We start from the raw sequence: 18,465 nt of genomic DNA on the forward strand, positions 1-18,465 counted from the left end.
CATCACAGCCCTTTTGATATATAAATATGGCTTTCATAAGAGATACAAAGATAAAGTCCAACTTCAATCAAATCCGTATCGGTATCGCCTCTCCTGAGGAGATATTCGAGAATTCACACGGTGAAGTTACTAAGCCCGAGACCATCAACTATCGTACTTACAAACCAGAGCGGGATGGTCTATTTTGCGAGCGTATTTTCGGACCGGTTAAGGATTACGAATGTCACTGTGGTAAGTACAAGCGTGTCCGTTACAAGGGTGTAGTTTGTGACCGTTGCCAGGTAGAGGTAACGGAGAAGAAGGTGCGCCGTGAGCGAATGGGGCATATCAAGCTGGAGGTGCCAGTAGTACACATCTGGTTTTTCCGCTCCGTGCCCAATAAGATCGCTTATCTTTTAGGAATCCCAGCAAAGAAACTGGAGAAGATTATATACTACGAGAGCTATGTAGTGGTTCAGCCAGGTCCTTACGAAGACTTGGAGGTGGGCGACCTACTAACTGAGGAGGAGTACCTAGACCGTATGGCTAGCCTCCCTCAGGAGAATAAAGAGTTGTCTGATGAGGACCACAATAAGTTTTTCGCAGAAATTGGTGCGGTGGCTGTAGAGGCACTGCTCTCTAGAGTTAATCTAGATGAGCTCTCGTACAACCTTCGTGCTAGAGCCGCTAAGGAGACTTCTCAGCAGCGCAAAAAGGAGGCTCTTAAGCGCCTGCAGGTGGTAGAGAGTTTCCGTGCTAGCCACGGCTACACTCGCCCTGAGTGGATGGTGATGAGGGTGATCCCTGTTATCCCACCAGATCTACGTCCGTTGGTGCCATTGGATGGTGGTCGTTTTGCTACCTCCGACCTCAATGAGCTCTATCGTAGGGTGATTATTCGTAACAATCGTCTGCGTCGTCTGATTGAGACAAGGGCACCTCAGGTGATCCTCCGCAATGAGAAGCGTATGCTTCAGGAGGCGGTAGATAGCCTATTCGACAATTCTGGTAAGTCGGGTGCAGTGAAGAGCGACTCCAATCGTCCGCTCAAGTCACTTACCGATAGCCTTAAGGGTAAGCAGGGTCGTTTCCGTCAGAACCTACTTGGTAAGCGTGTCGACTACTCTGCTCGTTCGGTGATTGTGGTGGGTCCTAGTCTCAAAATGCATGAGTGTGGATTGCCACAAGATATGGCGGCAGAGCTCTACAAGCCATTTGTGATCCGCAAGCTGATTGAGCGCGGTATCGTGAAGACCGTGAAGAGTGCGCGCCGTATTGTAGACCGTCGTGAGCCAGTGATCTGGGATATCTTGGAGAATGTCGTGAAGGGGCACCCAGTGCTACTCAACCGTGCTCCTACACTTCACCGTCTAGGTATTCAGGCTTTCCAGCCAAAGCTAATCGAGGGTAAAGCCATTCGTCTGCACCCACTAGCTTGTACCGCATTTAACGCCGACTTCGATGGTGACCAGATGGCCGTTCACTTGCCACTCTCTAATGATGCAATCCTAGAGGCACAGTTCTTGATGCTTGCCTCACACAATATATTGAACCCTGCCAATGGTACTCCTATTACCGTGCCTTCGCAGGATATGGTATTGGGACTATATTATATCACCAAGCTTCGTGACGGAGTAAAGGGTGAGGGCTATAAGTTCTACTCTCCAGAGGAGGCACGAATTGCCTACAATAATGGCAAAATCGACATCCATGCCAAGATTCAAGTGGTGGTGGATGACCTTGATGAGGACCGCAAGCCATTTAAGCATATGATTGAGACCTCGTATGGTCGTCTGCTCTTCAACTCTAAGGTGCCTGATGAGATTGGGTATATCAATGACCTGATTGGCAAGAAGAGTCTTCGTACGCTGATCGGTGAGGTGATCAAGTATTGTGGTATCTCACGTACTTCACAATTCCTCGATGATATCAAAGACCTCGGGTACTATATGGCCTTTAAGGGTGGTCTTTCATTCAACCTTTCTGATGTAATCATTCCTGAGCAAAAGGAAGAGCTCATCCAAGAGGGTTATGACGAGGTGGCCGAGATTATGGACGACTTCAATATGGGTAATATTACCAATAATGAGCGTTATAACCAGATCATCGACGTTTGGACCAATGTGAATAACAACCTTTCTGCTATCCTGATGAAGGAGTTGAAGGAGGACGACCAAGGCTTCAACTCTATCTTTATGATGATGGACTCAGGAGCCCGTGGTTCGGCCAACCAGATTCAGCAGCTGAGTGGTATTCGTGGTCTGATGGCTAAGCCACAGAGAAGTGGTGAGGGTGCTCAGACGATGGAGAACCCTATCCTCTCCAACTTTAAGGAGGGACTTTCAGTGCTAGAGTACTTTATCTCTACCCACGGTGCTCGTAAGGGTCTTTCGGATACGGCACTTAAGACGGCCGATGCTGGATACCTCACTCGTCGTCTCGTCGACGTTTCTCAAGATGTGATTATCACCGAAGAGGATTGCGGTACCCTACGTGGTATTGTGCGTCGTGAGATCAAGGAAGGTTCTAGTGTAGTAGCATCGCTTTATGAGCGTATCCTTGGTCGTGTGTCAGTACACGATGTAGTACACCCAATTTCAGGCGAGCTGATTGTCGCTGCTGGTGAAGAGATTGATGAGGCCAAGGCTTCTAAGATACAAGAGTCGCCAATCACTGAGGTGGAGATCCGCTCTGTGCTCACTTGTGAAGCAAAGCAAGGAGTTTGTGCTAAGTGCTATGGACGCAACTTGGCCCACAACCACTTGGTACACAAGGGTGAGGTAGTTGGTGTGGTAGCTGCTCAGTCTATCGGTGAGCCAGGTACACAGCTTACGCTTCGTACCTTCCACGCCGGTGGTGTGGCAAGTACCGATACTATTGAGCGACTCATCAAGGCTAAGTACGATGGTATCCTTGAGATCGAGGAGCTTCGTACGGTAGATGCCAAGGATGAAGAGGGTAAGCCATTCAAAGTGGTGGTCGGACGTCAGGCCGAGATGCATATTGTAGACCCTCACACTCATATGACGCTTATCAATGAGAATATACCTTATGGTGCAAAACTCTTTATAGAGCCAGGTGCCGAGGTGAAGGCAGATGATATCATCTTTGAGACTGACCCATTCAACGCGGTGATTGTTGCTGAGGTGAGCGGTAAGCTACAGTATGAGGATGTGGTAGAGGGTAGTACCTTCCGTGTACAGTCGGATACCAATATCGCTGCTGGCCATACCGATAGGATCATCATTGAGAGTAAGGATAAGAAGCTATCGCCAGCAATGTCAATTATTGGCAAGGATGGCGAGGTGATCAAGACTTATAACCTCCCAGTGGGTGCCCACCTCAATAACCAACAGGGTCAGAAGGTAAAGGCCGGTGATGTACTAGTTAAGATCCCACGTACCGTAGTGAAGTCGGGCGATATCACAGGTGGTCTACCACGTGTAACGGAGCTCTTCGAGGCACGTAACCCATCTAACCCAGCTGTGGTTGCAGAGATCGATGGTGAGATCACACTTGGAAAGGTGCGTCGTGGTAATCGCGAAGTGATTGTGACGAGTAGTACTGGCGAGGAGCGCAAGTATCTAGTGAGCCAAACCCGCCAATTGCTGGTGCAGGAGAATGACTTCGTACGTGCTGGCGAACCACTATCAGATGGAGCTGTTTCTCCAACCGATATCCTAGAGATATTAGGACCAAATGCGGTGCAAAACTACATCGTGAATGGAGTACAAGACGTCTACCGTAAGCAAGGTGTGTCGATCAACGACAAGCACTTTGAGGTGATTGTACGTCAGATGATGCGTAAGGTAGAGATCATTGATGCTGGAGATACCAAGTTCCTCGAGCAGCAGTTGGTGGATAAGATCGACGTTCAGGACGAGAATAATCGTCTCTGGGGTAAGAAGGTGATCACCGATCCAGGCGAGTCTACCACTTACTTCGAAGGTCAGATCATCACCGCTCGTCACCTACGTGAGGAGAATAGCTTGCTGCGCCGTAACGATAAGAAGGTGATGGAGGTACGCGATGCCCTTCCTGCAACTACCAAGCAGGTACTTCAGGGTATTACTCGTGCTGCTCTTCAGACCAAGAGCTTTATGTCTGCCGCCTCCTTCCAGGAGACACCTAAGGTGCTGAATAACGCGGCTATCGAGGGTAAGATAGATAAGCTTGAGGCTCTAAAGGAGAACGTAATCTGCGGTCACCTGATCCCTGCAGGTACTGGGTTGCGTGAGTACGAGAAGATCGTGGTAGCTTCCAAAGCTGATATCGAATCCCAGCGCCTACTAGAGACCACCAAAGGTCCTAAGTCAGGAGTTGTGATCCCAGACTAATACAATAATAAATAGATAGAATACCCTGTGATGGCTTATGCTATCGCAGGGTATTTTTTTAGCTATAACACCAGATAGACATCTGGACCGACGTAACGAAGTAGCCTCAGACTACCTTGAGAATGTTGCATCTCATCCTTCGTGCAACATTCTCCACTTGGTACGAAACGTTTGGTTTAGCGTTGGTGGTGCTTGCGGTAGGCTACGATATCTTCGATTGTGAGCACCGGCATATTGTGTGCTACGCTAAACTTCTTGATCTCTGGTAGGCGTGCCATAGTACCATCCTCATTAGTTAGTTCACAGAGCACCGCCGTCTCGCCTAGGCCGGCGATAGAGACGATATCTATACTCCCCTCCGTGTGTCCTCGGCGCTCTAGTACGCCACCCTCCCTTGCACGAAGTGGGAATACATGCCCTGGGTGTACCAAGTCTTCAGGCCTTGCTCCTTCTCGTGCTGCCGTTGTGATCGTCACGTAGCGATCTTTTGCCGACACCCCTGTCGTCACCCCCTCCTTCGCCTCTATTGAGATGGTGAAAGCGGTGTTATTGACGCATGTGTTGTGCTGTACCATCTGAGGCAGGTTGAGCTCTTGGCACTTCTTAGGCTTTAGGCATAGGCAGATGATACCGCTGCACTCGCGGATCATCAGTGCAATGCTTTGTGGCGTAAGCCGCTCAGTGGAAAAGATGATGTCGCCCTCATTCTCCCTATTTTCATCATCTACGAGGAGGATGCCCCGGCCATCCCTAAGAGCTTTTACGGCCGCTTGGATGCGTGCCTCAATTGCTGGAGAAATTGTGTTGGTTTGTTCCATTTCTTTTTGTGTTACTATTAGATTATAAATTGACGAGGATCTATGGTACACAAAAGCAGATGGGCCAACACTATAGAGCCGAAGCCTCAAATAGGTTAGCGGCATCTTGATTCGAATACCATCCGGACTATCACCGTCGGTCATGGAATTTCACCATATCAGTCCCGCTAGGGAGTTGTGGACTATACCACCGGTAAGGAATTACACCTCTCCTCTTGAATCAATCTCAAAGGTACAAAGATTTTCAATATTCTGTTTGGACGTAAGCCGAAAATCCAGGGGTTACGCATTACTGTTATGCGAATGATCATATACAAGTTGTTGAGGATAATGGGGTAAGGACCTCGGCAGAGGTCCCTCTTAAATAGGCACAGGTCGGAGGGGCGTTAGCCCCGAACGACCTGTGTGCAAGAGCATATTCACCCCCTCCCTTGACCCCGGCTGAGGGGTCAGACCTAGAGATAGGGTTGTCCAACCCACAAGAGGTAGTGGGGTTTGATCGCCTTCGTGCAACAGTCTCTAGAGACGAAAACGTTGTCCTCCTCTGCCAGCAGACGGTTTTCCTCGTTCCATATTAGCTTGCGCTCTCCGACTGTGCTGTCTTTATGTCTGTGGTCATCATTAGTGATTGTTCCTTTCAATAGAATTTTTTTCAGAAAGATTAGAGTTCTTATCTGTAGTCCAAAGATACCTAATAAGAAAAATAAGTGCAATTACAGCTGAAATATTTGGAATAATCTGTTCGATAATGAAGGTTATTAAACTCACAGATGTCGACATAGAGAGTAAGTCAATAATCGACATGAACAGTATCATAAATGCAGAATATGTTAGAATCAAGGTTATAACAACCTTAATTAGTATAGAATAATTTTTGCAACTGTTGCACATTTTAGTTTAGACGTTTTGGATTGACCTTTTGCTGATTTTCGTCTTGTCTAGCTTGGAAAATCGCCCTACTATTTGATTATTTTCTCTGCAAAGGCTCCAATTATGAGCTTTTACAACCGCATGGATGCGTGTTTCAATTGCTGGAGAAATTGTGTTGGGTTGTTCCATTTCTTTTTTTTTGTGTTACTATATTAGATTGTAAATTTGCGAGGATCTATGGTACACAAAAGCAGATGGACCAATACTATAGAGCCGAAGCCTCACATAGGTCAGCGGCATCTTGATTCGAATACGATCCGGACTATCACCGTCGGTTATGGAATTTCGCCATATCAGTCCCACTCGGGGAGTTGTGGACTATACCACCAGTAAGGAATTACACCTCTCCTCTTGTGTCAATCTCAAATGTACAAAGATTTTCAATATCCTGTTTGAAAGTGAGCCGAAAATCTGGTTAAAAGAGGGTCAAAAAGACCCTTTCGCAACCTTCTGAAATTCAATGCTATATAAATGCCTCAACCGAGATGCAACTAAGCAATCGGCGAGTTGCAACTCGGCAAATGGTTAGTTGCAACTCGCCGATTGCTTAGTTGCATCTCCACTTTCACCCTACTAGCATAGTGATTTTATGGAGTTGCTAAGAGGAATTACTTAGACAGTGCTAAAAAAAGAATGAGAACTTCAATAGGTGTAACCAACAAACAAGTACTCAAGTGTGTACAGTATATAAACTCTACAAGACTCCAAATGGCTATCTGGTTGAAAAATAATCAGTAAATTGCACTAGTAAATTCGATCTGTATAAGTACATTTGGTAGTAATAGAATAGTGTGCATTTTCTCATTAAACGATATGTTAGTATATGATGTTTATTAGGATGAAACGGAATCGGTGTAAAATTGTGTCGATTTTTCTGGTTTTATTAGCGTTGTCATCTTGTGATGTAAAAGGGCACAATGACTCTTCAGAAAGGAGTAGTCAAAAAGTATCGCCAATCGAGCAGCAGATTGAGCTTGAAGTAGCTATACAACAAGAGGCCTTAGAAGCTTATGAAGCTTTGGTATCTGCATTACAATACAGCACAAGATCTGAAAGTCAAGCTGTATTAGCTAGTTTGCCATCTCTCTTTCCAGAGTATTTTGGGGGTGCTTATATTAATGGCACCAACCAATTAGTGGTACAAATTGTAGATCGGTACTACAGTGATAAACAAGTCACAAGAATAAGGTCTATGAAAGGTCTTGAAAAAGCGCAAATTGAGGTGGTCACATATAGTTACAAGGAACTAGAGGACGCTAAATTGCATATTGAAAAGCAGTGGGAGAACTCATCCGTTCTAAAAGACAATGTTACTATGTATGGGATAGACTTCGAATCCAATAGAGTGCTTGTTGGGATTGACAACATAAAACCCGAAATCGTAGCTCAGTTTAAGACTGAGATATCTGATAGTCCAATCTACACTTTCGAAAATATTGGCTATGTAATCGAAGATAGCTTATAGAGTTGAGATTTCCTTGCTGTAGACAATGCTGGTAATATTGAAGATGATATCTTTACTTTGTATAAATGTGAAAGGTGATAGTGGTGGAGTTGTTTATGCATTAAATAAAAATCAATTCTTTAGGACCCTAAAGGCTATGTGGTTGGAAAATAATCAGTAAATTGCACTAGTAATTCAATCTGTGGATAGATTTAATTAGCTATTTACTTGGTAGTTATCAAATTTTATCGTACCTTTGCCCACCGATATGGTATACCTCGCTCATAGTGGGTGAGAGTCTGCTATAGAGGTAGATAATTTGTTTAATAAGATAGGATAAGATGCCAACGATTCAACAATTGGTCCGTAAGGGACGTGCGACAATTGAGGAGAAAGGTAAGAGCCCAGCTTTGGATAGCTGTCCACAGCGTCGTGGCGTGTGTGTACGTGTGTACACTACTACGCCTAAGAAGCCTAATTCAGCTATGCGTAAGGTGGCTCGTGTGCGTCTCACCAATGGTAAGGAGGTGAACTCCTACATCCCAGGTGAGGGTCATAACCTTCAGGAGCACTCTATCGTACTAGTGCGTGGTGGTCGTGTGAAAGACCTTCCAGGTGTGCGTTATCACATCGTGCGTGGTGCACTAGATACAGCAGGAGTGAATGGTCGTACACAACGCCGTAGTAAGTATGGTGTAAAGCGCCCTAAAAAGTAATTCAAGCGATAGCTAGTTTTAGCTGGGTGCAAAGAGAGCCCTCGTAGTAGCACAGTGGTGTTACCGCCAAAGAAGAGAAAGAGGGAATACAAAAAGACATTGACTTTATGAGATGGTGACGAGATGTCCATCGGTCTGAAACGATGGGGTCTCTGCTGAGAGCCAGGGCTACCTAAGTGTAGCAGGGTGTCACTATAGTATCCGGAGCTAGCCCAATGATCAATATTTTGGTTGGGTGTCGCCAAGGTTGAGCTTACACATTATACATATATAGTGTAGGTGAGACAAGCCAAGATGGCTAGGCGGAGTGGGTCGGAAGACTAGCTAGGCAAAGGAGAAGATGCGTAAGAGAGGAGAACTCACAAGTGAGGTGGATGCTCCCTAGAAGTGGTCTTAAGATAAAGACTAAGGGGGAAAGATAACGAAGTGTGGGTTGTCTATTTTCAAGCTTGCGGTGAAGACCGTAAGTGCAATCAAAACAAATACTGATTTGGTCTTGGCACCTTACATAGAGGTGTGCCAGTAGAGAAGCAGAGGAATGGCTGTGGCTGGTACTACGGTAAGGACTGCAAGACAATGATACTTTTTTTGTAGCATAATATGAGAAAAGCGAAGCCAAAGAAGAGGCAACTATTGCCAGATCCAGTGTACAATGATGTCGCTGTGACTAGATTCGTCAACCACATGATGTATGATGGTAAGAAGAATCTATCCTTTGAGATCTTTTACGGTGCACTAGAGATCGTAAAGAATAAAATGGCTAATGAGGAGAAGACTCCTCTAGAGATCTGGAAGACCGCTCTCGAGAACATCACTCCACAGGTGGAGGTGAAGACTCGTAGAATTGGTGGTGCCAACTTCCAGGTGCCTACTGAGATCAGACCTGAGCGCAAGGAGTCTATCTCAATGAAAAATATGATCCTATTCGCTCGCAAGCGTGGCGGTAAGACGATGGCTGATAAGCTATCCGCTGAGATCATGGACGCTTACAACCAGCAGGGTGGTGCCTTTAAGCGTAAGGAGGATATGCACCGTATGGCTGAGGCTAACCGTGCATTTGCTCACTTTAGATTCTAAAGAATAGAAAGGAAACAACAAGAGATGGCTAATAAGACACATTTAGAGCGTACAAGAAATATCGGTATCATGGCGCATATTGATGCCGGTAAAACTACTACATCGGAGCGTATCCTATTCTATACTGGTCTTACTCACAAGATCGGTGAGGTACACGATGGTGCAGCAACTATGGACTGGATGGAACAGGAGCAGGAGCGTGGTATTACTATTACCAGTGCTGCAACCACTGCTTTCTGGAACTATCATAACGAAAAATATAAGATCAACCTTATTGACACTCCCGGACACGTGGACTTTACCGTAGAGGTGGAGCGCTCACTACGTGTACTCGATGGTACTGTAGCTGCTTTCTGTGCAGTGAGTGGTGTACAGCCACAGAGTGAGACCGTATGGCGTCAGGCAGATAAGTACAAGGTGCCTAGAATCGCTTATGTCAATAAGATGGACCGTAGCGGTGCTAACTTCTATGAGGTAGTACGTCAGCTCAAAGATATGCTTGGTGCACATGCTGTGCCAATTCAGGTGCCCATCGGTGCTGAGGAGACTTTCAAGGGGGTCGTGGATCTCGTAACGATGAAGGCTCTTGTATGGCACGATGAGGAAATGGGGTCACACTATGATACCTTGGAAATCCCTGAGGATGTAAAGGCAGATGCCGAGGAGTGGCGTGAGAAGATGCTGGAGAGCCTTGCTGAGGTAGATGAGGCACTTATGGAGAAGTACTTTGACGATCCATCCACTATCACTGAGGATGAGATTCGTGCGGCAATCCGTAAGGGTACCATTTCTATGGAGATCAATCCAGTGATCTGTGGTACTTCATTTAAGAATAAGGGTGTACAGCCACTGCTTGACTGTGTGTGCGCTTACCTTCCTAGCCCACTAGATACTCCTACAGTAGAGGGTACCGACCCACGTGATCCTGAGAAGGTGATTGTGCGTCAGGTAGATGAGGATGAGCCACTTTGTGCACTTGCCTTTAAGATCGCTACCGACCCTTATGTAGGTCGTCTCTGCTTCTTCCGTGTTTACTCTGGTAAGCTAGAGGCAGGTAGCTACGTATATAATAGCCGTAGCGAGAAGAAGGAGCGTATCAGCCGACTATTCCAGATGCACTCTAATAAGCAAAATCCTATGGAGCTTATTAATGTGGGTGATATCGGTGCCGGCGTCGGCTTTAAGGATATCCGCACAGGTGATACCCTTTGTGATGAGGAGCACCCTATTACACTTGAGAGTATGGACTTCCCAGATCCAGTGATTGGTATCGCAGTGGAGCCTAAGACTCAGAAGGATATGGATAAGCTCGGAATCGGTCTGGCTAAGCTGGCTGAGGAGGATCCAACCTTTACCGTGAAGACTAATGAGGAGACTGGTCAAACCGTGATTAGCGGTATGGGTGAGCTACACCTTGAGATTATTATCGACCGTCTGAAGCGTGAATTTAAGGTAGAGTGTAATCAAGGCCGTCCACAAGTTAGCTACAAGGAGGCGATCTCTGAGGCTGTTGAGCTTCGTGAGGTGTACAAGCGTCAGACTGGTGGTCGCGGTAAGTTCGCCGATATCATCGTACGCCTAGAGCCTAAGGATAAGGACTTTGAGGGTGACCTACAGTTTATCGACGAGGTGAAGGGTGGTAATATTCCACGTGAGTATATCCCTAGCGTACAGAAGGGCTTTGAGCGTGCTATGAAGAATGGTGTGCTTGCAGGCTATCCTATGGATGGACTAAAGGTGACCTTGCTTGACGGCTCTTTCCACCCAGTGGACTCAGACCAGCTTTCGTTTGAGGTGTGTGCTATCCAAGCCTTTAAGAATGGTTGCGCCAAGGCACATCCAGTGCTTCTCGAGCCTATTATGAAGGTAGAGGTGGTAACCCCTGAGGAGAGCATGGGTGATGTGATTGGTGACCTCAATAAGCGTCGTGGTCAGGTAGAGGGTATGGAGACTCACCGCAATGGTGCCCGTATCGTAAAGGCCAAGACCCCACTTGCTGAGATGTTTGGCTATGTGACTGCCCTCCGTACCATTACGAGTGGTCGTGCGACAAGTACTATGACCTTTAGCCACTTTGAGGAGATGTCGACCTCTAATGCCAAGGCCGTACTAGAGGAGGTAGATGGACACGTAGAGCTCCTTAAGTAATAGATAATAAAGAGAATCATTGCAAGCATATGAATCAAGTCATTAGAATCAAGATTAAGTCTTACGACCATACATTGGTTGATAAGTCGGCCGAGCAGATTGTCAAGGCAGTAGAGCCTACGGGAGTGACGGTGCGTGGACCTATACCATTGCCTACTCGTAAGCGTATCTTCACCGTAAACCGCTCTACTTTCGTGAATAAGAAGAGCCGTGAGCAATTCCAGCTATCTACCTACAAGCGCCTCATCGACATTGTCAATGCAGGTACCAATACAGTAGATGCTTTGGCTCGCTTGGTACTCCCAAGTGGTGTGGAGATTGAGATCAAGACGGATATCTAATTATAGAGAGGTCTGTCTTACAAGAGATAAAAGTTATATTGTAAACCAAACCAATAAGTTGAGACTGAAATGCCAGGATTAATAGGAAAAAAAGTCGGAATGACATCCGTATTCAGTGCCGAGGGGAAGAATATCCCATGCACTGTTATCGAAGTAGGTCCTTGTGTGGTAACTCAGGTAAAGACTAGTGAGGTGGATGGCTATGAGGCAATCCAATTGGGCTTCGAAGATAAAAAGGAGAAGCATACCAATAAGGCTGAGCAAGGCCACTTCGCTAAGGCTGGAGTAACCCCCAAGAGACACTTGGCCGAGTTCAATAATTTTGACAAGGAGTACAAGTTGGGTGATGTAATCAATGCCGAAATCTTCAATGACGTCGCTTATGTCGATGTTATCGGGACCTCTAAGGGTAAAGGATTTCAGGGTGTTGTGAAGCGCCACAACTTTGGCGGTGTGGGCCAGACAACCCACGGTCAAAAGAATAGGCTCAGAGCACCTGGATCTATCGGAGCGTGTGCTACACCCTCTAAGGTAGTGAAGGGTATGAGGATGGCAGGTCAAGATGGTAACCGCCGTGTGACCATTGAGAACCTACGTGTGATTAAAGTGCTCCCAGAGCAGAATGCCCTTGTGGTAAAGGGTAGTGTGCCAGGAGCAAAAGGTACCATCTTATTAGTAAATATCTAAGCGATATGGAATTAAATGTATTGAACATCAACGGTCAGGAGACCGGACGTAAGGTAACTCTAGATGCTTCTGTATTTGGAGTAGAGCCTAATGATCATGTCATTTATCTAGACGTGAAGCGCTACTTAGCTAATAAGAGACAAGGTACTCACAAGACTAAGGAGCGTGCTGAAGTGGCCTTCAGTACCCGCAAGCTCTTCCGCCAAAAAGGTACAGGTGGAGCACGTAGAGGTAGTATTAAGAGCCCTCTACTAAGAGGCGGTGGTACAGTATTTGGCCCACGTCCACGTGACTATGAACAAAAGGTAAATAAAAAGGTAAAGCAACTGGCTCGTATCTCTGCACTAAGCCGCAAGGCAAGTGCCAATGAGATTACAGTGGTAGAGGATTTCTCTTTTGATGCTCCTAAGACCAAGCAATTTGCATCGGTACTTAAAGCACTCAAGATTGATGGACAAAAGAGCCTAGTGCTACTAGGTGGGATCGATAATACCCTCCTACTATCAGCACGTAATATCCCTACTGTAAACGTGATGCAAGCAGAGGACGTGAGCACTTACAATCTACTAGATGCTAAGCAACTCGTATTGACTGAGAGTGCACTCACCATGCTGACTGACCTACTAGCAAAGAAGTAACGGGACACTTTAGAGAGATAAATAAATAGTATGAGAGGTATTTTATTACAACCTATTATTACTGAAAAGTTGACGGACATCACCGAACAGATGCCCAATCGCTATGGCTTCAAAGTGGCTCGTAATGCAAATAAGACCGCTATCAAGGAGGCTGTAGAGAAGATGTACGACGTAGACGTGGTAAGCGTCAACACCATCAACTATGATGGAAAGCGCATGCAGCGATATACCAAGGGTGGTCTTATCGTAGGGAAAAAGCCTGCGTTCAAAAAGGCAATCGTAACACTTAAAGAGGGTCAAGTGATAGACTTCTTTAGTAACATTTGATAAGAAATGGGAATACGTAAATTAAAGCCCACTACGCCTGGGCAAAGACATAAGATTATCGGTGCATTTGATAAAGTCACTAAAAGTACACCGGAGAAATCTCTAATCGCATCGAAGAATAAAACCGGTGGGCGTAACAATACCGGTAAGATGACGATGCGCTATATCGGTGGCGGTCACAAGAAGCAGTACCGTATCATCGATTTCAAGAGAAGGAAAGATGGTATTCCTGCGACAGTAAAAGCTATCGAGTACGATCCAAATAGATCAGCACGTATCGCACTTCTTTACTACGCTGATGGTGAGAAGGCTTATATCCTAGCTCCTGATGGGCTAGAGGTAGGAAGGACTGTACTGTCCGGAGAGGATGCAGCTCCAGAGGTGGGTAATGCCCTTCCTCTAGGCAAGATCCCTGTAGGTACTGTGATCCACAATATTGAGCTTCGTCCTGGCCAAGGTGCTAAGATGGTGCGTAGTGCAGGCTCATTTGCTCAGCTCACCTCTCGTGAGGGGACCTATGTGGTGATCAAGATGCCTAGTGGTGAGGTACGCCGTATCCTCGCAGCTTGTAAAGCTACTGTAGGTAGTGTGGGCAACTCTGACCACGCCCTAGAGAGAAGTGGTAAGGCTGGACGTACCCGCTGGATGGGTCGCCGTCCACGCGTTCGTGGTGTAGCGATGAACCCAGTAGATCACCCAATGGGTGGTGGTGAAGGTCGTGCGTCGGGTGGTCACCCACGTAGCCGTACTGGTCTGTATGCTAAGGGTCTGAAGACTCGTGCACCTAAGAAGCACTCCTCTAAGTATATCATTGAGGGTCGTAAGAAGAAGCGTAAGTAATCGCTTTAGGTAAGTATTGAACCAACTTAATGTACTAATAAAGATATGAGTCGTTCACTAAAAAAAGGACCCTACATCGAGCTTAAGCTAGAGAAGCGAGTACTTGAGATGAATGAGAGTGGCAAGAAAAGTGTCATCAAGACATGGAGCCGTGCATCAATGATTTCACCCGACTTCGTAGGGCATACAATAGCTGTACACAATGGGAATAAGTTTATCCCAGTGTTTATAACTGAGAATATGGTAGGGCACAAGCTAGGTGAGTTTGCACCTACTCGTACCTTCCGTGGACACAGTGGTAATAGAAAGTAACCCCACCACGGGACATTAAATAAAATTAGATAGTAACTAATATGGGTAAAAGGAAGAAGCTAGCCGCTGAGCAACGCAAAGAGGCACGCAGTACTCAGTACTTTGCTAGGCTTGTCAATATCCCTTCCTCTCCACGTAAGATGCGTTTGGTAGCGGATATGGTACGTGGTATGGAGGTGAATAAAGCTCTTGGCGTACTTAGATTTTCAAGCAAGCAGGCGGCTACACCAATGGAGAAGCTACTACGTAGCGCCATCTCTAATTGGGAACAAAAGAATGGCCGTCAGGCAGACGAAGGAGAACTATATATCTCCAAGATTTATGTGGATGAGAGCATGACGCTAAAGCGCCTCCGTCCAAGAGCTCAAGGTAGAGGTTGTAGAATCCGTAAGAGAAGCAACCACTTGACGATTTATGTAGATACACTTCCCAATGCGGAAGAGATTTAAGCACATTCTAAGCAAATAATTTGTAGATGGGACAAAAGACAAATCCAATAAGCAATCGCTTAGGAATCATTAGGGGCTGGGACTCTAATTGGTTCGGCAAGAAAAGTGATCTCGCCGACACTCTCCTAGAGGATTATAAGCTTCGCACCTATATCGAGGCTCGCCTCTCTCGTGCAAGTGTATCTAGGGTAGTCATTGAGCGTACACTCAAACTAGTCACAATCACTATCTGCTCAGCACGCCCAGGCCATATCATCGGCCGTGGTGGCTCTGAGGTGGATAAGCTACGTGAGGAGCTCAAGCGCTTTACCGACAAGGAGGTGCAGATCAATATTTTTGAGATCCGTAGGCCTGATGTAGACGCCAAGATCGTGGCTGAGAATATCGCACGCCAGCTAGAAGGCCGTATGAACTATCGTAGAGCAGTAAAGCAGGCCATTGGTAATGCTATGCGCTCAGGTGCTGAGGGAATTAAGATTCAGCTAAGCGGTAGGCTCAATGGAGCTGAGATGGCACGTAGCGAGATGTTTAAGGAGGGACGTACTCCACTCCACACGCTCCGTGCAGATATCGACTATGCTCTTGAGGAGGCACGTACCAAGGTGGGTGCCATCGGTGTAAAAGTGTGGATCTGCCACGGTGAGGTATACGGTAAGCGTGACCTTGCTCCTGACTTCACACAGCAGCGTGACAATCGCCCACGTCGCGATGGTGGTCGTGGTGGCCGTGGTGGTCGCCGTAGAGGCAATCGTGGCGGACGTAATGAGCGCTAAGCTACTGCACGCTAAGGAAGTATAAAATTGAAGATAAGACATAAGATATGTTACAACCAAAAAAGACCAAGTTCAGAAGGCAGCAAAAGGGTCGTATGAAGGGTGATGCCCAGCGTGGTAATCAGCTTGCGTTTGGCTCTTTCGGCATCAAGTCGCTACAGACTTGCTGGATTACTGGTCGCCAAATAGAGGCGGCACGTATCGCTGTGACTAGATATATGCAACGTCAAGGTCAGGTGTGGGTACGTATTTTCCCTGATAAGCCTATCACTGCTAAGCCAGCAGAGGTGCGTATGGGTAAGGGTAAAGGTAACCCTGAGGGCTTCGTAGCTCCTGTAACTCCTGGACGTATGCTATTTGAGGTAGAGGGTGTGAGCTATGAGGTAGCAAAAGAGGCACTTCGCCTCGCTGCTCAAAAGCTCCCAGTGACCACAAAGTTTGTGGTTCGCCGTGACTATGAATTTTAATTTCTGTACTGTATATAAGTAATTAGGTATGAAGAGTAATGAACTAAGAGACCTCACGGTACAGGAGCTAAAAGAGAGAATCGAGACAGAGACTGTAAGGTATCAGAGGATGCAGCTCCAGCATAGAGTAACCCCTCTAGATAAGCCTTCATCGCTCAATGACCAGCGAAAGTTGGTAGCACGTCTCCGTACCGTCCTCAACGAGAAGAGCGTTGAGCAAGGAAGTATTAACGATTAAGAGTCGCTCTAAGAGATGGAAAAGAGAAGTTTAAGGAAGGTAAGACAAGGCGTCGTCTCTAGTAATAAGATGGATAAGTCTGTCACAGTAGCTGTGAAGTGGAAGGAGAAACACCCTATCTACGGAAAGTTTGTGAATAAGACCAAGAAATTCCACGCACACGACGAGAATAACGAGTGCAACGAAGGGGATACCGTTAGAATTATGGAGACTCGACCACTAAGCCGTACCAAGCGCTGGAGAGTGATCCAGATCGTAGAGAGAGCGAAGTAATAATATTGCAGATTTGTAGAGTAATCTATTATGATACAACAAGAGTCTAGACTAGCTGTAGCTGATAATAGCGGTGCTAAAGAGGTGCTCTGTATTCGCGTGCTAGGTGGTACTCGTCGCAGATATGCTTCGATCGGTGATGTGATCGTGGTGTCTGTAAAGAGTGCAATCCCTGGTAGTGATGTGAAGAAAGGGGCAGTATCGAAAGCATTGATCGTAAGGACCAAAAAGGAGATCCGACGTCCAGATGGATCGTACATCCGTTTCGATGAGAATGCGTGTGTACTCCTAAATGCTGCTGGTGATATCCGTGCTACCCGTATCTTTGGTCCTGTAGCACGTGAGATACGTGCCGTGAATATGAAGGTTGTCTCACTTGCACCTGAGGTGCTTTAATATAGAAAGGAAAGACAATGGCAAAATTTCATATAAAGAAGGGCGATACCGTATTTATTAATGCGGGTGATGACAAGGGTAAGACTGGCCGAGTTTTGAAGGTGGATACCAAGAAGAACCGAGCTATCGTAGAGGGACGAAATATGATCACTAAGAGGACTAAGCCAAGCGCTCAGCACCCTCAAGGTGGCATGGTGCACAAAGAGGCATCTATTCATATCTCCAACCTCAACCCCGTAGATCCTAAGACTGGGGCTCCTACTCGTGTGGGACGTCGTAGAAATGACGATGGTAAGCTTGAGCGCTATGCCAAAAAGTCTGGTGAGCTACTGAAGTAATAAATGCTAATAGCTGAAAGAGAGATGGCTACAGATAATTTGAAAAAGGACTATAATGAGCGTATTGTGCCACTGCTGATGAAGCAATTTGGCTACAGTAGTGTGATGCAGGTGCCTTCCCTTACCAAAATCGTGGTAAATCAAGGTCTAGGTGCTGCAACGGGCGATAAGAAGCTGATCGAGATAGCTCAAGGTGAGCTAGCCTTGATCACTGGTCAAAAACCAGTAGTGACCTACTCCAAAAAGGATATTTCTAATTTTAAGCTCCGTAAGGGTATGCCTATCGGTGTGATGGTAACGCTGAGGAGAGAGAAGATGTATGAGTTCCTGGAGAGGCTGATCCGTATCGCACTACCTCGTATTCGTGACTTCAAGGGTGTAGAGAGCCGCCTAGATGGTAGAGGTAACTATACCCTAGGTGTGACAGAGCAAATTATTTTCCCTGAGATTAATCTTGATAGTGTTACCAAGATTATGGGTATGAATATCACCTTTGTCACTTCTGCCAAGACGGACGAGGAGGGATTTGCACTCCTAAAGGAGTTTGGAATCCCTTTCAAGAAGAAAGAAAACTAAGGAAGGATAGAGAGCAATATGGCAAAAGAATCAATGAAGGCGCGTGAGCGCAAAAGAGCTAAGCTAGTGGAGAAGTATGCTGAGAAGCGTGCTAAGCTAAAGGTTGAGGGCGACTACGAAGGTCTCCAGAAGCTACCTAAAAATGCTAGCCCTGTGCGACTTCACAACCGTTGCAATATCACTGGTAGACCAAAGGGATATATGAGACTTTTTGGAATCTCAAGAATTCAGTTTCGCGAGATGGCATCAAAGGGGCTTATCCCAGGGGTGAAGAAGGCCAGCTGGTAACTATCAATGAGTATAGAGAGACCCATAGATTACCTGCCAAGTGTTGGAGGGTAAGTGCTGTGCAAAATAACTA

At 46.3% G+C, this 18,465-nt stretch carries 21 protein-coding genes and 2 riboswitches; of the genes, 20 read left to right on the forward strand and 1 reads right to left on the reverse strand.

The genetic code is table 11. The features are described from left to right. Positions 1–26 precede the first annotated feature (26 nt). Positions 27–4,316 carry a DNA-directed RNA polymerase subunit beta' gene (rpoC, locus tag MWL85_RS10975; RefSeq protein WP_244400731.1) on the forward strand — a complete coding sequence of 1,430 codons (4,290 nt, stop codon included), beginning with the start codon at positions 27–29 and terminating at the stop codon, positions 4,314–4,316. Between the two features lie 176 nt (positions 4,317–4,492). Here rpoC and ribB read toward each other — a convergent pair whose 3' ends face one another. Next, positions 4,493–5,134 (reverse strand): 3,4-dihydroxy-2-butanone-4-phosphate synthase, encoded by a 642-nt coding sequence (ribB, locus tag MWL85_RS10980; RefSeq protein WP_244400732.1) that lies wholly within the window; start codon positions 5,132–5,134, stop codon positions 4,493–4,495. A gap of 105 nt (positions 5,135–5,239) precedes the next feature. Continuing rightward, positions 5,240–5,359, reverse strand: a riboswitch (FMN riboswitch). A 945-nt stretch (positions 5,360–6,304) separates the two neighbouring features. After that, positions 6,305–6,425: riboswitch (FMN riboswitch) on the reverse strand. 501 nt (positions 6,426–6,926) lie between these two features. Between ribB and MWL85_RS10985 the strand changes: the two genes are divergently transcribed. The 19 genes from MWL85_RS10985 to rpsN all read left to right on the forward strand — a co-directional run bounded on the left by MWL85_RS10985 (position 6,927) and on the right by rpsN (position 18,392). Next, positions 6,927–7,529, forward strand: coding sequence for a hypothetical protein (locus tag MWL85_RS10985; RefSeq protein WP_244400733.1), 603 nt, complete (start codon positions 6,927–6,929; stop codon positions 7,527–7,529). A 320-nt stretch (positions 7,530–7,849) separates the two neighbouring features. After that, on the forward strand, positions 7,850–8,224 hold the full coding sequence (gene rpsL, locus MWL85_RS10990) for a 30S ribosomal protein S12 (protein ID WP_018028961.1): 375 nt from the start codon (positions 7,850–7,852) through the stop codon (positions 8,222–8,224). A 600-nt stretch (positions 8,225–8,824) separates the two neighbouring features. Next, positions 8,825–9,301 carry a 30S ribosomal protein S7 gene (rpsG, locus tag MWL85_RS10995; RefSeq protein ID WP_018028962.1) on the forward strand — a complete coding sequence of 159 codons (477 nt, stop codon included), beginning with the start codon at positions 8,825–8,827 and terminating at the stop codon, positions 9,299–9,301. Positions 9,302–9,325: 24 nt separating this feature from the next. Further along, the gene (fusA, locus tag MWL85_RS11000) at positions 9,326–11,449 is read left to right on the forward strand and encodes an elongation factor G (protein WP_026161807.1); all 2,124 of its coding nucleotides are present in this window, start codon (positions 9,326–9,328) and stop codon (positions 11,447–11,449) included. A gap of 29 nt (positions 11,450–11,478) precedes the next feature. Continuing rightward, the gene (rpsJ, locus tag MWL85_RS11005) at positions 11,479–11,790 is read left to right on the forward strand and encodes a 30S ribosomal protein S10 (RefSeq protein WP_018028964.1); all 312 of its coding nucleotides are present in this window, start codon (positions 11,479–11,481) and stop codon (positions 11,788–11,790) included. A 69-nt stretch (positions 11,791–11,859) separates the two neighbouring features. Then, positions 11,860–12,477 (forward strand): 50S ribosomal protein L3, encoded by a 618-nt coding sequence (gene rplC, locus MWL85_RS11010; protein ID WP_021903024.1) that lies wholly within the window; start codon positions 11,860–11,862, stop codon positions 12,475–12,477. 5 nt (positions 12,478–12,482) lie between these two features. After that, on the forward strand, positions 12,483–13,115 hold the full coding sequence (rplD, locus tag MWL85_RS11015; RefSeq protein WP_018028966.1) for a 50S ribosomal protein L4: 633 nt from the start codon (positions 12,483–12,485) through the stop codon (positions 13,113–13,115). 30 nt (positions 13,116–13,145) lie between these two features. Then, positions 13,146–13,442: a 50S ribosomal protein L23 gene (rplW, locus tag MWL85_RS11020; protein WP_018028967.1), complete on the forward strand. Its 297-nt coding sequence runs from the start codon at positions 13,146–13,148 to the stop codon at positions 13,440–13,442. A 6-nt stretch (positions 13,443–13,448) separates the two neighbouring features. Further along, the gene (gene rplB / locus MWL85_RS11025) at positions 13,449–14,282 is read left to right on the forward strand and encodes a 50S ribosomal protein L2 (protein WP_244400734.1); all 834 of its coding nucleotides are present in this window, start codon (positions 13,449–13,451) and stop codon (positions 14,280–14,282) included. A 45-nt stretch (positions 14,283–14,327) separates the two neighbouring features. Continuing rightward, complete coding sequence (gene rpsS, locus MWL85_RS11030; RefSeq protein ID WP_018028969.1) at positions 14,328–14,594, forward strand: 30S ribosomal protein S19; 267 nt, start codon at positions 14,328–14,330, stop codon at positions 14,592–14,594. A gap of 41 nt (positions 14,595–14,635) precedes the next feature. Then, a complete protein-coding gene (rplV, locus tag MWL85_RS11035; protein WP_018028970.1) occupies positions 14,636–15,043 on the forward strand; it encodes a 50S ribosomal protein L22 in 408 nt (135 codons plus the stop codon). Positions 15,044–15,069: 26 nt separating this feature from the next. Further along, positions 15,070–15,816: a 30S ribosomal protein S3 gene (rpsC, locus tag MWL85_RS11040; protein WP_018028971.1), complete on the forward strand. Its 747-nt coding sequence runs from the start codon at positions 15,070–15,072 to the stop codon at positions 15,814–15,816. 47 nt (positions 15,817–15,863) lie between these two features. Beyond that, positions 15,864–16,283, forward strand: a complete 420-nt coding sequence (gene rplP, locus MWL85_RS11045) for a 50S ribosomal protein L16 (RefSeq protein ID WP_018028972.1) — start codon at positions 15,864–15,866, stop codon at positions 16,281–16,283. Positions 16,284–16,311: 28 nt separating this feature from the next. Beyond that, positions 16,312–16,521, forward strand: a complete 210-nt coding sequence (gene rpmC, locus MWL85_RS11050) for a 50S ribosomal protein L29 (RefSeq protein WP_018028973.1) — start codon at positions 16,312–16,314, stop codon at positions 16,519–16,521. A gap of 15 nt (positions 16,522–16,536) precedes the next feature. Beyond that, positions 16,537–16,794, forward strand: a complete 258-nt coding sequence (gene rpsQ / locus MWL85_RS11055) for a 30S ribosomal protein S17 (protein ID WP_018358870.1) — start codon at positions 16,537–16,539, stop codon at positions 16,792–16,794. A gap of 30 nt (positions 16,795–16,824) precedes the next feature. Continuing rightward, positions 16,825–17,190, forward strand: a complete 366-nt coding sequence (gene rplN, locus MWL85_RS11060) for a 50S ribosomal protein L14 (RefSeq protein ID WP_018028975.1) — start codon at positions 16,825–16,827, stop codon at positions 17,188–17,190. A gap of 17 nt (positions 17,191–17,207) precedes the next feature. After that, positions 17,208–17,528 carry a 50S ribosomal protein L24 gene (gene rplX, locus MWL85_RS11065; RefSeq protein ID WP_018028976.1) on the forward strand — a complete coding sequence of 107 codons (321 nt, stop codon included), beginning with the start codon at positions 17,208–17,210 and terminating at the stop codon, positions 17,526–17,528. A gap of 24 nt (positions 17,529–17,552) precedes the next feature. Then, positions 17,553–18,104 carry a 50S ribosomal protein L5 gene (rplE, locus tag MWL85_RS11070; protein WP_021903025.1) on the forward strand — a complete coding sequence of 184 codons (552 nt, stop codon included), beginning with the start codon at positions 17,553–17,555 and terminating at the stop codon, positions 18,102–18,104. Between the two features lie 18 nt (positions 18,105–18,122). After that, on the forward strand, positions 18,123–18,392 hold the full coding sequence (gene rpsN, locus MWL85_RS11075) for a 30S ribosomal protein S14 (protein WP_244400735.1): 270 nt from the start codon (positions 18,123–18,125) through the stop codon (positions 18,390–18,392). The last annotated feature ends 73 nt before the right edge of the window (positions 18,393–18,465 follow it).

Origin of the sequence: Porphyromonas somerae (assembly GCF_022845615.1) — a bacterium.
In the GTDB taxonomy this organism is placed as follows: Bacteria; Bacteroidota; Bacteroidia; order Bacteroidales; family Porphyromonadaceae; genus Porphyromonas_A; species Porphyromonas_A somerae.